Here is a 16,606-nt window from a genome sequence, read left to right on the forward strand (position 1 = left end):
ACATCCACCCGGTCGAAGCCGGGCGCACCTTCCACGCCCCGCACCACATCCAGCAACGACCAGGCCACGTACGGCTCAAGCGCCGCCGCACACTCCGCCATCCGCGCCGCGAACACCGGCGAGGACTCCAGCAACCCCACCGCCATGCCTGCCCACTGCGCACCCTGACCCGGGAACACGAACACCGGCTTTGTGGCGCGTGCGGCGGAGCCGGTGGCCACGTCGGATCCGGTCTCGCCCGCGGCGACGGTCTCCAGTGCGGTGACGAACTCCTCCCGTGTGCCGGCGACGATCGCGGCCCGGTGCTCGAAGCGGGAGCGGGTCAGCGCGAGGGAGTAGCCGATGTCCGTGGGGGACGTCTCCGAGTCCTCGCGGATCTGCGCCAGCAGGTTCACCGCCTGGGCGCGCAGCGCCGCCCGGGACTTGGCGGACAGGATCCAGGGCACGGCCGGGAGGCGGGTGGGCGGGGTCCGGACCGGGTCGGCCGTCTGCTCGGGGGCCGGCGGGGCCTGCTCGATGATGACGTGGGAGTTGGTGCCGCTGACGCCGAACGAGGAGACGCCGGCGCGGCGCGGGGCACCGGTCTCGGGCCACGGGGTGGGCTCGGAGACGAGGGCGAGCTCACCCGCGTTCCAGTCGACGTGCTCCGAGGGCGTGTCGATGTGGAGCGTGGGCGGCAGCACTCCGTGGCGCATCGCCATGACGGTCTTGATCAGCCCGGCGGCGCCCGCGGCGGCCTGGGTGTGGCCGATGTTCGACTTCACCGAGCCGAGCATCAGGGGACGGCCCTCGGGGCGGCTCCTGCCGTACGCGGCGAGCAGCGCCTGCGCCTCGATCGGGTCGCCCAGGGTGGTGCCGGTGCCGTGTGCCTCGACGAGGTCGATCTGTGCGGGCGAGAGGCCCGCGTCGTCGAGGGCCGCGCGGATGACGCGGGCCTGGGCGGGGCCGTTGGGGGCGGTGAGGCCGTTGGAGGCGCCGTCCTGGTTGATGCCGGAGCCCCGGATGACGGCCAGTACCTGGCGGCCGGCGGCCTGGGCGTCGGAGAGCCGCTCGACGAGGAACATGCCGATGCCCTCGCCCCAGCCGGTGCCGTCGGCCTCGGCGGAGAACGCCTTGCAGCGGCCGCTGGTGGACAGTCCGCGCTGGCGGCTGAACTCGGTGAACGCCCCGGCGTTGGCCATGATCGTCACACCGCCGACGAGGGCCATGGAGCACTCGTTCTTCCGCAGCGACTGGGCGGCCATGTGCAGGGCGACCAGCGACGAGGAGCAGGCGGTGTCGACGGTGACGGCCGGGCCGTTGAGGCCGAAGGTGTACGCGACACGGCCCGAGGCGACGCTGATGGTGGTGCCGATGCCGAGGTAGAGCTCGGTGCCCTCCGGCGGGTTCTCGATGGAGGCGCCGTAGCCCTGGAAGCTGGTTCCGATGAACACACCGGTCTTGGTGGAGCGGAGTGAGGCCATGTCGATTCCGGCCCGCTCGACGACCTCCCAGGCGGTCTCCAGGACGATGCGCTGCTGCGGGTCCATCGCGAGGGCCTCGCGGGGCGAGATCCCGAAGAACTCGGCGTCGAACTTGGGTACGTCGTAGACGAATCCGCCTTCGAGCGAATACGACTGGTCGGGCTCGTTGGGGTCCTTGAAGAAGAGGCCCTCGAAGTCCCAGCCGCGGTCCTCGGGAAAGGCGGACAGGGCGTCGGTGCCGGAGTGGACGACCTGCCACAGGTCCTCGGGGGAACGCACGTTGCCGGGGAATCGGCAGCTCATGGCCGTGATGGCGATGGGCTCGTGCTCCTTGGCCTCGGCGGCCTGGAGCTTGCCGCGGGTCTCCTGGAGGTCCGCCGTAACCCGCTTGAGGAAGTAGCGAAGCTTCTGCTCGTCGGTCTTCGATTCGTCAGTCATGGTGGGGTCGCTCCTCGAAGCGGATCTGGGTCGGTGAGGTCCGGTGGTGTCGGCCGGCCCTGGTCATGAGATGCCGAACTCGCGGCCGAGGAGGTCGAAGATCTCGTCGTCGCTGGCCTCGTCGAGACCGCCCGCGGTGTCCTCGCTCGTGGCGGTGTGCGCGGGGGCCCACTGTGCGAGCAGGCCCTTGAGCCGGTCGGTGATCTGGGTGCGGGCGTCCGCGTCCCCGATGCCCGCCAGGAGTGCCGCGAGCCGGTCGACCTCGACGAGGACGGGGGTGGCGGCGTTGCCCGCGGTGTCGGGGATCACCTCGCCGCGCACGTAGGCGGCGAGTTCCACGGGGGTCGGGTAGTCGAAGACGAGCGTGGCGGGCAGCCGCAGCCCCGTCACGGTGTTGAGCCGGTTGCGCAGGTCGATGGCGATGAGGGAGTCGAAGCCGAGCTTCTTGAACGCTCCCTGCGGGTCGATGGCGTCCGGTGTGGCGTGGCCGAGCACCGCGGCGGCGTGGGTGCGGATCAGGTCGAGTACGACCCGGTCGCGCTCCTCCTCGGAGAGGCCCGCCAGTCGCTGCGCGAGCGGGACGACCGGGGCGCCGCCCGCGTCGCCGGCCCGCTTGACCTGGGCGCGGACGAGCTTGCGCATCATCGGCGGGAGACCGCCGGAGGCGGCGCGGGCCCGCAGGGCCGCGAAGTCCAGCCGGATGGGCAGGACCAGTGCTTCGGCCTGTGCGGTGGCCCGGTCGAAGAGGTCGAGGCCCTGCTCGTTGCTGAGGCCGGTGACACCGGCGCCGCTCATGCGGCGGACGTCGGCGTCGCCGAGGTGCCCGGTCATGCTGCTCGCCTGGGCCCAGAAGCCCCAGGCGAGGGCGGTGGCGGGCAGGCCCCGGGCGCGGCGGTGCTGGGCGAGCGCGTCGAGGAAGGCGTTGCCCGCCGCGTAGTTGCCCTGTCCGGAGCTGCCGAGGGTTCCGGCGGCGGAGGAGAAGAGCACGAACGCGGCGAGGTTCCGGTCCTCGGTGAGCTCGTGGAGGTGGACGGCCGCGTCGATCTTGGGCCGTTGTACGGCGGCCAGCCGCTCGGGGGTGAGGGAGGTGATGACACCGTCGTCGAGGGTGCCCGCGGTGTGGACGACGGCGGTCAGCGGGTGTGCGCCGGGGATCGAGTCGAGTACGTGGGCGAGCGCGTCGCGGTCTGCGGCGTCGCAGGCCACGATCGTCGCCTCGGCGCCCAGGTCGGCCAGTTCCGCGACGAGTTCGGCCGCTCCCGGGGCGTCGCCGCCCCGCCGGCTGAGCAGCAGGAGCCGTCGTACGCCCTTCTCGGCCGCCAGGTGGCGGGCGATGTGGCCGCCGAGGACTCCGTTGCCGCCGGTGATCAGGACGGTGCCCTCGGGGTCGGGAGTGAGGGCGGCGTCCTCGTCGGGGGCCGGGGCCCGGTCCAGGCGCGGCGCGAGCACGTTGCCGTCACGCAGGGCGAACTGGGTCTCGGGGAGGGACAGGGCGTCGGGCAGCGCGGTCCAGGAGGCGTCGCCGCCGTCGGTGTCGACGAGGGTGAAGCGGTCCGGGTGCTCGGACTGGGCGGACCTGACCAGACCCCACACGGGGGCGGCGGCCAGGTCGGTGACGTCCTCGCCGGGCACGGCGGCCAGGGCCCCGGTGGTGGCGAGGACGAGCCGGGTGTCCGCGAAGCGCTCGTCGCCGATCCACTGCCGGAGCAGTTCGAGGGCGCCGAGTCCGGTGGCGTGCGCCGCTTCGACGAGCGAGGCGGCGGCGGTGCCGCGGAGGTCGGCGACCACGAAGTCCGGCACCGGGGTACCGGCGTCGACGGCGGTGATGAGCGCGGCCAGATCCGTGTACTCGCCGGGGCGGCTGCCCGCGACGGTGAACGGCGCCTGGTCGGCTCCGAGGAAGGCCCAGGTGCCGGCCGGGGCCGGTGCGGTGGCCGGTACCGGCGTCCAGTCCAGGGTGAACAGGGCGTCGTTGCCGCTGTCCTGGTTGGCGGCCTTGAGCTGCTCGGGCTCGACGGGCCGCATGGCCAGCTCGCCGATGGTGATGACCGGTGCGCCGGTGGCGTCGGCGATCTGGAAGCCGATGCCGTTGGCGCCGACGGGCAGCAGCCGGGCACGCAGGACCGAGGCGCCGGTGGCGTGCACGGTCACCCCGCGCCAGGCGAAGGGCAGCCGGGGCTTGCCCGCGTCCTCGCCCTGGCCGGTGCCGGGCTTGAAGTCGCCGACGCCCATGGACTGCAGGGCGGCGTCGAGAAGGCCGGGGTGCAGTCCGTAGTCGGCGGCCTCGGCGCGGCCGTCCTGCGGGAGGGCGAGGTCGGCGTAGATGTCCTCGCCGAGCTGCCAGGCGCGGACGATGCCCCGGAACATCGGGCCGTAGTCGAAGCCGGTGAGCAGCGCCTGCTCGTAGAAGCCCTCCATGGGCAGTTCGGTGGCACCGGCGGGCGGCCAGGCCGCGAAGTCGTACGCGGGTACGGCGGCGGCCTCGGTGGTGGCCAGGACGCCGGTGGCGTGCCGGAGCCAGGGCGTCTCGAATCCGGTGTCGGCGGCCGCCTCGGCGGGCCGGGAGTGGACGGTGAGGCTGCGGCGGCCGGTCTCGTCCGGGGCGCCGACGGTCACCTGGAGCTGGCGGGCGCCGCCCTCGGGCAGCACCAGCGGTGCCTCGATGGTGAGTTCCTCGACGGTGTCGCATCCGGTCCGGTGGGCGGCGTGGGTGGCCATCTCGACGAAGCCGGTGCCCGGCACGATGACCGTGCCCATCACGACGTGCTCGGCCATCCACGGGTGGCTCCCGGTGGAGAAGCGGCCGGTGAACACGTATCCGTCGGAGTCGGCGAGCGGCACCGCGGCGCCGAGCATGGGGTGCTCGGTGACGCCGAGGCCGACGGAGGCGAGGTCTCCGGCGCCGTCGCCCGGCATGGGCAACCAGTACCGCTCGTGCTGGAAGGCGTAGGTGGGGAGGGCGACGCGGGTGGCGCCGGTGCCGAAGACGGCCGTCCAGTCGATGTCGACTCCGTGGCAGTGCGCCTCACCGAGCGACGTCAGCAGCCGCTGCGCCTCGTCCTCGTCACGGCGCAGGGTGCCGAGAGCCGCCGCATCGCTGCCGGCGGCCTCGATGGTGCCCTGGAGACCGATCGTGAGAACGGGGTGGGGGCTGACCTCGATGAACACGGTGTGCCCGTCGGTGAGGGCGGTGCGGGTGGCCTGCTCGAACTCCACGGTCTCGCGGAGATTGTTGTACCAGTACCCCGAGCCCATCTCCGTACCGTCGAGCGGACCGCCCGTGAGGGACGAGTAGAGAGCCACATCGCCGGTCTGCGGAGCGATGCCCGCGAGCAGCTTCGCCAGCTCGGCCTCGATCTCCTCCACATACGCGGAGTGCGAGGCGTAGTCCACGTCGATCTTCCGGGCGCGGATGTCGTTCGCCAGGCAGTCCGTGACCAGCTCGTCCAGAGCCTCCGGAACGCCCGAAACCACCACGGACGAAGGCCCGTTGACGGCGGCGATGGAGATCCGGCCGTCCCAGGCCGCGATCTTCTCCCGCACCCAGGACGCCGACTGGGCGACCGACACCATGCCACCACGACCCGCGAGCGCGATGATCGCCCGGCTGCGCAGCGCCACCACCTTCGCCGCATCACCCAGCGACAGAATGCCCGCGACCGCCGCAGCAGCGATCTCACCCTGCGAGTGACCGATCACGGCCGCCGGCTCGACACCGTACGAACGCCACACCTCCGCCAGCGAAACCATCACGGCCCACAGCACCGGCTGCACCACATCCACCCGGTCCAGGCCGGGCGCGCCCTCCGTGCCGCGTACGACATCGAGCAACGACCAGTCGGTGTACGGCTCCAGCGCCGCCGCACACTCCGCCATCCGCGCCGCGAACACCGGCGAGGACTCCAGCAACCCCACCGCCATCCCGAACCACTGCGCACCCTGCCCCGGGAAGACGAACACGGGGCGGGGGGACGGCCGGGTCTGTGCGGAGGTCGTGCCCGGCGCGGCCAGGCCGGCCGCGAAGGATTCCAGGCCGCGCAGCAGTTCGGCGCGGTCGCGCGTCACCAGGGCGGCTCGGTGGTCGAAGTGGGCGCGGGTGGCGGCCAGTGACCAGGCGATGTCCGTGAGAGCGGGCTCGGGGTGGTCGGTGAGGTGCCGGAGCAGGCTTTCCGCCTGGGCCTGGAGGGCCTGTTCGCTCTTCGCGGAGAGGACGAACGGGAGGGCGGGTGTGTTGAGCAGCGGGCCTTCGGGGAGGGCGGGGGTGTCGTCCGTCGGCTCGGTCTCGGGTGCCTGCTCCAGGATGATGTGGGCGTTGGTGCCCGAGACGCCGAAGGAGGAGACGGCGCCTCGGCGCGGCTGCCCGGTCTCCGGCCAGTCCTGCTCCGTGGTGAGGAGTTCGACGGCGCCGGCGGTCCAGTCGACGTGCGTGGACGGCTCGTCGATGTGGAGGCTCTTGGGCAGGATCCCGTTCCGGATCGCCATGACCATCTTGATGATTCCGGAGACTCCGGCGGCGGCCTGGGTGTGGCCGATGTTCGACTTGACGGAGCCGAGGCGCAGCGCGCGGCCTTCGGCGCGGTCCTGGCCGTAGGTGGCGAGCAGGGCCTGGGCCTCGATCGGGTCGCCCAGCTTGGTGCCGGTGCCGTGGGCCTCGACGGCGTCGACGTCGGTGGTGGTCAGGCGGGCGTTGGCGAGGGCCTGGCGGATGACGCGCTGCTGGGAGGGGCCGTTGGGGGCGGTGATGCCGTTGGAGGCGCCGTCCTGGTTGATGGCGGAGCCTCGTACGACCGCAAGGACCTGGTGGCCGTTGCGGCGGGCGTCGGAGAGCCGTTCGACGAGGAGGACGCCGACGCCCTCGGACCAGCCGGTGCCGTCGGCGGACTCGGCGAAGGCCTTGCACCGGCCGTCGGAGGCGAAGCCGCCCTGTCCGCTGAGTCCGGCGAAGGCGGCCGGGGTGGCCATCACCATCACGCCGCCGGCGAGGGCCATGGTGCATTCGCCCTGGCGCAGTGCCTGGGTGGCGAGGTGCAGGGCGACCAGGGAGGACGAGCAGGCGGTGTCGACGGTGACGGCGGGGCCTTCGAAGCCGAAGGCGTACGAGACGCGGCCGGAGACGACGCTGGCGGTGGTACCGGTGAGGAGGTAGCCCTCGTTGCCTTCGGAGGCGTTGAGCAGTGCGGAGTAGTCCTGGCCGCTGGAGCCGGCGAAGACGCCGACGCTGGTGCCCTTGACTGTGGCCGGGTCGATTCCGGCCCGTTCGAAGGCCTCCCAGGAGGTTTCCAGGAGGAGCCGCTGCTGCGGGTCCATGGTGGTGGCCTCGCGCGGCGAGATACCGAAGAAGGCCGGGTCGAAGCCCGCGGGGTCGGCGACGAAGCCGCCGCGCAGTTCGAAGGGGCCGCCGTCGGGGCCGGTCTCGGCGCCGGGCAGACCGTTGATCTTCCAGCCCCGGTCGGACGGTACGGGGCCCATGGCGTCGACACCGTCGCGGACCAGCTGCCACAGATCCTCGGGCGAGCGGACGTCGCCGGGCAGGCGGCAGCTCATGCCGATGATGGCGATCGGGTCGTCGTCCCCGGCGGTGGCGGCGGCGAATTCGGCGACGGCGGCGGGGCTGCCGAGCAGTTCGGCGCACAGGTGGTCGGCGAGGACGGCGGGGGTCGGGTAGTCGAAGACGAGGGTGGCGGGCAGCCGCAGTTCGGTGGCGAGGCTGAGCCGGTTGCGCATCTCGACGGCGGTGAGCGAGTCGAAGCCGAGGTCGCTGAAGGCGCGCTGGGCCTGGATCTCGTTTCCGGAGCGGTAGCCGAGCACGGCTGCCGCCGCGTCGCGTACGACGTCCAGGACGAAGGCCGTGCGGTCCGGCTCGGGCAGTTCGGCGAGCTGCCGGACGAGCGAGGAGACCACGGTGGTCCCGGCGGTGGCGGCGGCCGGGCGGGCGGCTGCCCTGATCAGGCCGCGCAGGATCGGCGGCACCGCTTCGGGGGTGTCGGCCCGCGACGGCAGGTTGATGTGTGCGGGGATGACCATCGCTTCGGGGCGGGCGGTCGCCGCGTCGAAGAGGGCGAGGCCGTCCTCGGAGGCGATGGCGGTGACGCCGGAGCTGTTGATGCGCTGGAGGTGGGACTCGTCGAGGTTGGCGGCGAGTCCGCTGCGCTCGGCCCACAGGCCCCAGGCGAGGGAGACGGCGGGCAGTCCGCGCTGCCGGCGCCACTGGGCGAGCTGGTCGAGGAAGAGGTTGGCGGCGGCGTAGTTGCCCTGTCCGGGGCCGCCGAAGGTGGCGGCGAGGGAGGAGAACAGCACGAAGGACGTGAGGTTCAGGTCCTGGGTGAGTTCGTGCAGGTGGACGGCGGCGTCGGCCTTGGGGGTGAGGACGCCGTCGATGCGCTCGGGCGTCAGTGCGGTGAGGATGCCGTCGTCGGAGAGGCCGGCGGCGTGCAGGACGGACGTGAGCGGGTGTTCGGCCGGGACGGTGCCGAGGGCCCGCTCCAGGCTGTCGCGGTCCCCGGCGTCGCAGGCGGCGAAGGTGACGTGGGCGCCCAGCTCTTCGAGGCGGGCGGTCAGCTCGGCGGCGCCCGGCGCGTCGGCACCCCGGCGGCTGAGCAGCAGCAGGTGGCGGGCGTCGTGGGCGCGTACGAGGTGCTCGGCGAGGAGGGTGCCGATGGCACCGGTGGCGCCGGTGATCAGGACGGTGCCTTCGGGGTCGAGCAGCGGGCCGCGGGGGTCGGTGTCGTCGGTGCGGGGGGCGCGGGCGAGGCGGGGCGCGTACAGCTCACCCTCGCGGATGGCGAGTTGGGGTTCTCCGGCGGCGAGGGCCTGGGGCAGTGCCCGGCGCGACGGCTGGGTTCCGTCGAGGTCGACGAGTACGAAGCGTCCCGGGTTCTCGTTCTGCGCGGAGCGGATCAGGCCCCAGGCGGCGGACTGGGCGAGGTCGTCGAGGTCCTCGTCGGCAGTGGCGGCGATGGCCCCGCGGGTCACGAGGACCAGCCGGGACTGTTCGAACCGCTGGTCGGCCAGGAGTGCCCGGGCGAGTTCCAGTGCGCGGTGGGCGGCGGCGTGCGCGCCGGTGGTGAGCGGGGTGCCGGGGCGGGTGTGCAGCGGCGCGACGATGGTGCCGGGCAGCGGCATTCCCTCGTCGACGGCCGCGCCGAGGGCGTCGAGGCTGTCGAACCGGGCTCCGGCGGGGAGCTTGAGGGTGTTGTCGCCGAGCAGCACCCAGTCGTCGGCGTCGTGGGCGGTGGTGGCGGGCACCCCGGTCCAGTCGACGCGGAACAGGGATTCGCCGTGGCCGCCCAGGCCGTTGCCGAGCTGTTCGGCCGAGACGGGCCGGAACATGAGTTCCCCGACGGTGGCGACGGGTGCGCCGGTCTCGTCGGCGAGCCGGACGGTGACGCCGTCGCTGCCCTCGGTGCGGACGAGCCGGACGCGTACCGAGGAGGCGCCGGCGGCGTGCAGGGTGACGCCGTTCCAGGAGAACGGCAGTCGGCCGCGGCCCTCGCCCATACCGCCGTCGAGGTCGTTGAGGGCGTTGAGGTGCATGGCCATGTCGAGCAGGGCCGGGTGCAGGCCGAAGGAGCGGGCCTCGGCGGCGATGTCCTCGGGGAGGCGGACCTCGGCGAAGAGTTCCGCACCGCGACGCCAGGCGGCGTGCAGGCCCTGGAAGGCGTGCCCGTAGTCGTAGCTCTGTGCGGAGAGGTTCTCGTAGAAGCCGTCGAGCGGCAGGGCGGTGGCGCCGGGCGGGGGCCAGGCGGTGAGGTCGCCGTCGGCCGGTTCGGCGGGCCCGGCCGGGGCGAGGGTGCCGCCGGCGTGGCGGGTCCACGGCTCGTCGCCGTCGGCGGTGGCCGGGCGGGAGTGCATGGTGACGGTGCGCAGGCCCTGGGCGTCGGCGGGGCCGACGGAGACCTGGAGGGCCACGCCGCCCTGCTCGGGCAGGACGAGGGGGGCTTCCAGGTTGAGTTCGCGGACCTGGCCGCAGCCGACCTCGTCACCGGCGGCGATGGCGAGCTCGACGAACGCGGTGCCGGGCAGCAGCGTCGTACCGAGGACGACGTGGTCGGCGAGCCACGGGTGGGTCTGCGGGGACAGGCAGCCGGTGAAGAGCATGCCGTCGCCGTCGGCGAGGCTGACGGCGGCGCCGAGCAGTGGGTGGCCGGCGGAGCGCTGGCCGATGGCGGAGATGTCACCGGTCCAGCCGGTGGGCAGCTTGGGCCAGTAGCGCTCGTGCTGGAAGGCGTACGTGGGCAGGGTGATGGCGCGGGCGCCGCTGCCGGCGTAGAAGGCCGCCCAGTCGACGTGGGCACCGCGGACGTGGAGTTCGGCGACGGCACCGGTCAGCGCGTCGGTCTCCGGGCGGTCCTTGCGCAGGGCCGGTACGAAGGCGGCGGTGGCGGCCTCGACGGTGTCGTTGCCGAGGGCGGAGAGGGTGCCTCCGGCGCCGAGTTCGAGGTAGGTGGTGACGCCGAGGCCGTCGAGGGTGCGCAGCCCGTCGGCGAAGCGGACGGCCTCGCGGACGTGGCGGACCCAGTGCTCCGGGGTGCGCAGCTCGTCGGCGGGGATGACGTCGCCGGTGAGGTTGGAGACGATCGGCAGCCGCGGTTCGTCGAAGGTGAGGGTTCCGGCGACCTTGGCGAAGTCGTCGAGCATGCCGTCCATGTGCGCGGAGTGGAAGGCGTGGCTGACGCGGAGGCGCTTGGTCTTCCCGAAGCGGGCCGCGACGGCCAGTACGGCGTCCTCGTCGCCGGAGACGACGACGGAGTCGGGTCCGTTGACGGCGGCGAGGGAGACCCGTTCGGTGAGGAACGGCAGGATGTCGGCCTCGGTGGCCTGGACGGCGACCATGGCGCCGCCGGCCGGGAGGGCCTGCATCAGACGGCCGCGGGCGGCCACCAGCGTGGCGGCGTCCTCCAGCGACCAGACGCCCGCGACGTGCGCGGCGGCCAGTTCACCGATGGAGTGGCCGAGAAGGTAGTCGGGGGTCACGCCCCAGTGCTCCAGCAGCCTGAACAGGGCGACCTCGACCGCGAACAGCCCGGCCTGGGTGTACACGGTCTGGTCCAGCAGCTCGGAGCCGCCGAAGACGACGTCCTTGACCGGCTCGTCGAGGTGCTTGTCGAGTTCGGCGCGGACGGCGTCGAAGGCGGCGGCGAACACCGGCTGGGATGCGTACAGCTCGCGGCCCATGGCGGCGCGTTGCGAGCCCTGGCCGGAGAACAGGAAGGCCAGTGAGCCGTTCTCCAGGGCGGTGCCGGTGAGTACGCCGGGGGCGGTGGCGCCTTCGGCGACGGAGCGCAGGCCGGCGAGGAGTTCCTCGCGGTCCTTGCCGAGGACGGCGACGCGGTGGTCGAGGGCGGAGCGGGTGACGGAGGTGGACCAGCCGACGTCCAGTGCCCCGGCGGCGGGGTCGGTGTCGAGCCGGTCGATGAGCCGGGCGGCCTGGTCGGCCACGGCCGACTCGGTGCGGCCGGAGAGCAGCCAGGCGATGCCGGTGGGCGCGGTGGCGGCGGGCGCCTCCTCGGCGGCGGGGGCCGGCTCGGGGGCGGGCGCCTCCTCGATGATGGTGTGCGCGTTGGTGCCGCTGATACCGAACGAGGAGACGCCGAAGCGGCGCGGCTCGTCCGTGCCGGGCCACTCCCGGGCCTCGGTGAGCAGTTCCACGTTGCCCGCGGTCCAGTCGACGTGCGAGGAGGGCTCGTCGACGTGCAGCGTCCGCGGCAGGACCCCGTGGCGCAGGGCCATGACCATCTTGATGATGCCGGCGACACCTGCGGCGGCCTGGGTGTGGCCGAGGTTGGACTTCAGCGAGCCGAGCCACAGCGGCTTGTCCTCGGCACGGTCCTGGCCGTAGGTGTTGATCAGCGCCTGGGCCTCGATCGGGTCGCCGAGGCGGGTGCCGGTGCCGTGCGCCTCGACGGCGTCGACCTGTCCGGCGGAGAGCCCGGCGCTGGCGAGGGCCTGGCGGATGACCCGCTGCTGGGAGGGGCCGTTGGGGGCGGTCAGTCCGTTGGACGCGCCGTCCTGGTTGACGGCGGAGCCGCGGATGACGGCGAGGACCTCGTGGCCGTTGCGGCGGGCGTCGGACAGCCGCTCCAGCAGGACCAGGCCGACGCCCTCGGACCAGCCGGTGCCGTCGGCGGACTCGGCGAAGGCCTTGCAGCGGCCGTCGGAGGCGAGGCCGCGCTGGCGGCTGAACTCGATGAACATGCCGGGCGCGGACATGACCGTCACACCACCGGCGACGGCGAGGGTGCACTCGCGCTGGCGCAGCGACTGGGCGGCCAGGTGGATGGAGACGAGCGCGGAGGAGCAGGCGGTGTCGACCGAGACCGCGGGGCCCTCCAGTCCGAAGGTGTAGGCGATACGGCCGGAGACCACGCTGCCGGAGGTGCCGGTGAGGTAGTAGCCCTCGATCCCCTCGGTGAACTGGAGCATCGTGGAGTAGTCCTCGCCGGACGCACCGGCGAACACCCCGACCTGCCGGCCGCGCATCGAGGACGGGGCCATGCCCGCGCGCTCGAACAGCTCCCAGGTGCTCTCCAGCAGGAGCCGCTGCTGCGGGTCCATCGCCAGCGCCTCACGCGGACTGATGTCGAACAGCGCCGGGTCGAAGTCGCCGACCCCACCGAGGAAGCCGCCCGAACTCGCGTACGAGGAACCGCGCTTGTCGGGGTCCGCGTCGTACAACTTCTCCAGGTCCCAGCCCCGGTCCTCGGGGAACGCGGATATCGCGTCCTTCCCCTCGGACACCAGCTGCCACAGATCCTCCGGCGATCCCACTCCTCCGGGGAACCGGCAGCTCATCGAAACGATGGCGACCGGCTCGTGCTCACCCGCTTCCAGCTCGCGCACGCGCTGCCGGGTCTGGTGGAGATCGGCGGTCATCCGCTTCAGGTAATCCAGGACCTTCTTGTCATCCGCCATGGCCCGCCAACCCCTCCAAGAATTCCGCACACTCGACGAACACGCTTTTCAGACCTCTCCGAACTCGTTGTCGATAAAGGCCAGTACTTCTTCGGCACTCGCCGCATCCAGCTGGTCCACCACGCTGTCGCCCCCCTCGACGGGTGCCTGCGCCCCGTCCAGCCGGGCCACCAGGGCCCGCAGCCGCGAGGTGACCCGCTGACGGGCTCCCTCGTCGCCGTCGAGGACGGACAGGCCCGACTCCAGCCGGTCCAGCTCCGACAGCACCGCCGTCTCCGGCGTCTCCTGCGCGCCCCCCAGCTCGCCGCGCAGGAATTCCGCCAGCACGGTGGGCGTCGGGTGGTCGAACACCAGGGTGACGGGGAGCCTTAGACCCGTCCTCGCGCTCAGCTGGTTCCGCAGGTTGACGGCGGTGAGCGACTCGAATCCGAGGTCCCGGAACGGCCTCTTGGCGCCGATCGGCTCCGCGGTTTCGTAGCCCAGCGCCACGGCCGCCTCGGCCCGTACCAGTTCCAGCAGCTTCCGTGCCGCCTCCGCGTCCGACAGCCCGGAGAGCGAGGCGGTGAAGGCGGCGGAACCGCCCTCCGCCTCTCCGGCGGCGGACTCCGTGGCGTACTTCCGTACCTCCGGGATGTCCCCCAGCCAGGCCGCCGGGCGGGCGGCGAGGAATGCGGTCAGGAAGGAGTTCCAGTCCACGTCGGCGACGAGCACGGTCCCCGTGTCGCGGGCCCCGGTGCCTGCCATGACCCGGTCGAGCGCGGTCAGCGCCGCCTCGGTCGGCAGCACGGGCAGGCCGCGGCCGCGCATGCGGTCGGCGAAGCCGGGGTCGTCGTACGCGGTGCCGCCCTCGGCCCAGGGGCCCCACGCGATCGAGGTGCCCGCCAGCCCCAGCGCCCGGCGGTGGACCGCCAGGGCGTCGAGCTGGGCGTTGGCCGCGGCGTAACTGCCCTGTCCGATGCCACCGACGGTGCCGGCGAACGCGGAGAACAGCACGAACGCGTCCAGGTCACGGTCCTCGGTGAGTTCGTGCAGGTGAACGGCGCCGGTCACCTTCGCCCGCAGCGCCTCCGCGACCCCGTCCGGGGTCAGGCCGTCGATGAGGCCGTCGGCTGCGGCATCGGCGGTGTGCAGCACTGCCGTCACGGGCGTACCGGCGGCGTCGAGGCCGTCGAACAGGTCACGCAGGGCGTCCCGGTCGGCCACGTCGCAGGCCGCGATGGTCACGCGCGCACCCAACTCGGTGAGTTCGTCGTGCAGTTCGGTCGCACCGGGGGCGTCGGGCCCGCGACGGCCGGTCAGTACGAGGTGTTCGGCGCCGTTACGGGCCAGCCTGCGGGCGACATGCCCGCCGAGGGCGCCGGTGCCGCCGGTGACCAGCACCGTCCCGGTGAGCCGGGATCCGGCCTCGCCGGTGGCGCTGTCGAGGCGGGTACGGACCAGGCGTCGTACGAACACGCCCTGCTCGCGCAGTGCGAGCTGGTCCTCCGCCTTGTCGCCCGCGGCCAGGATCCCGCACAGGCGGGTGGTGACCCGGTCGTCGAGCTCCGCCGGGAGGTCGACGAGACCACCCCAGCGCTGCGGCAGTTCGAGTCCGGCGACCCGGCCCAGGCCCCAGACGGCCGCCTGCGCCGGGCTGACGAGGCGATCGGCCGCACCGACCGAGACGGCGCCCCGGGTCAGGCACCACAGCGGTGCCTGAACACCTGCGTCGCCCAGGGCCTGGAGGAGCACGACCGTACCCAGCAGGCCGAGCGGCTCCGTGGCCGCGGCGGTCTCGGCGAGCGCCAACAGCGAGACGACTCCGTCGATCCCCTCGGGGTCCAGACCGGCGAGGGTGGCGGCGAGCGCCGACCGCTCGGCCACCGCGACCCGGCTGACGTCGGCACCGTGTTCGGCCAGCGCGGAGGCGAGGGCGTCGACGAGCTTGTCATCGACGGAGAAGCTCTCCGGCACGGCCAGCAGCCAGCGCCCCGGCAGCAGTGGAGTGCCGTTGCTCGCGGACTCGGCCGGCTTCCAGGTGGTGCGGTAGGTCCAGTTGTCCAGCGCGGACCGCTCGCGCTGCTGCCGCCGCCAGCTGAACAGGGTCGGAAGGGCAGCCCGCAACGGCTCGGCGTCGGCACCACCGAGCGCCTGCGACAGCGCGTCCAGATCCTCGTGCTCGACCGCCTCCCAGAAACGGGCGTCGATGGCGGCCGTACCTGCCGCAGCCGATTCGGCGGACAGCTCGGGCCAGTAGTGGGTGCGTTGGAAGGCGTAGGTGGGGAGGGTGGTGCGGGTGGCGCCGGTGTTGGTGAAGACGGTTGTCCAGTCGATGGTGGTGCCGTGGCAGTGGGCTTCGGTGAGGGAGGTCAGGAAGCGGTCGAGTCCGCCTTCGTCGCGGCGCAGGGTGCCGAGGGTCGCGGCGTCGGTGCCGGTGTTCTCGATGGTGCCCTGGAGGCCGAGGGAGAGGACGGGGTGGGGGCTGACCTCGATGAAGACCGAGTGCCCGTCGGTGAGGGCGGTGCGGGTGGCCTGTTCGAACTCGACGGTCTCGCGGAGGTTGTTGTACCAGTAGTCGGCACCCATCTGTGTGCCGTCGAGGAGCTTGCCGGTGAGGGAGGAGTAGAGAGCCACATCGCCGGTCTGCGGGGTGATGCCCGCGAGCAGCTTCGACAGCTCCGTCTCGATCTCCTCGACGTGGGCGGAGTGCGAGGCGTAGTCGACGTCGATCTTGCGGGCGCGGATCTCGTTGGCCAGGCAGTCGGTGACCAGCTCGTCCAGAGCCTCCGGGTCACCCGAAACCACCACGGACGAAGGGCCGTTGACGGCGGCGATGGAGATCCGGCCGTCCCAGGCCGCGATCTTCTCCCGCACCCACGCTGCGGGCTGGGCGACCGACACCATGCCACCACGCCCGGCGAGCGCGATGATCGCCCGGCTGCGCAGGGCCACTACCTTCGCCGCGTCGTCCAGCGACAGAATGCCCGCGACCGCCGCAGCGGCGATCTCGCCCTGGGAGTGGCCGATCACGGCCGCCGGCTCGACACCGTAGGAGCGCCACACCTCGGCCAGGGACACCATCACGGCCCAGAGCGCGGGCTGGACGACGTCCACCCGGTCGAGGCCGGGTGCGCCTTGCGTGCCGCGGAGGACGTCGAGCAGTGACCAGTCGGTGTGTGGTTCGAGTGCTGCTGCGCATTGGGTCATGCGTGTCGTGAATGCGGGTGAGGTGTTGAGGAGTTCTGCTGCCATGCCGGTCCATTGGGCGCCCTGGCCGGGGAAGATGAATACGGGGCGGGGTGTGGTCCGGGTTTCGGCGGTGGTGGTGTTGGCGGTCGGGCGGCCGTGGGTGAGTGCTTCGAGGGCGGTGAGGAAGTCGTTGTTGTCGGTGGCGACGATGGCTGCCCGGTGGTCGAAGTGGGTTCGGGTGAGGGCGAGTGAGTAGCCGATGTCGGCCGGGGTGGTGTCGGTGGTGTGGTTGCGCAGGAGGGTGAGGAGTTTCCCGGCCTGGGCGCGCAGAGCGGTCTCGGTCCTGCCCGACAGGACCCACGGAACCGCCACCCGAGACGGGACGGGCTTCGGCTGCTGCTTCGCTTCCGGAGTCTCGGGGGCCTGCTCGATGATCACGTGGGCGTTGGTGCCGCTGAGGCCGAAGGAGGAGACACCCGCGCGGTGCGGGGCGCCGGTCTCGGGCCACGGCGTGTGCTCCGTGAGGAGCTTGATGTCTCCGTCGGTCCAGTCGACGTGGGTGGTGGGGGTGTCGATGTGGAGGGTCTGGGGGAGGACGCCGTTGCGCATGGCGAGGACCATCTTCA

Annotated in this window: 2 protein-coding genes and 1 pseudogene; all 3 read right to left on the reverse strand. The window is 72.8% G+C overall.

All coding sequences use genetic code 11. The annotated features are described in order from the left end of the window. Nucleotides 1-1,901 (reverse strand): type I polyketide synthase (locus ACFVH0_RS39740; RefSeq protein WP_385828306.1); only part of this gene is annotated, 1,901 nt, incomplete at its 3' end. Nucleotides 1,902-1,964: 63 nt separating this feature from the next. Further along, a pseudogene (locus ACFVH0_RS39745) lies at nucleotides 1,965-12,812 on the reverse strand (SDR family NAD(P)-dependent oxidoreductase); the annotation flags it as partial. 48 nt (nucleotides 12,813-12,860) lie between these two features. After that, entirely contained in the window at nucleotides 12,861-16,589 is a 3,729-nt protein-coding gene (locus ACFVH0_RS39750; protein WP_385828307.1) for an SDR family NAD(P)-dependent oxidoreductase, read from the reverse strand. Between the last annotated feature and the right edge of the window lie 17 nt (nucleotides 16,590-16,606).

Origin of the sequence: Streptomyces sp. NPDC127117 (assembly GCF_042677325.1) — a bacterium.
Taxonomy (GTDB): Bacteria; Actinomycetota; Actinomycetes; order Streptomycetales; family Streptomycetaceae; genus Streptomyces.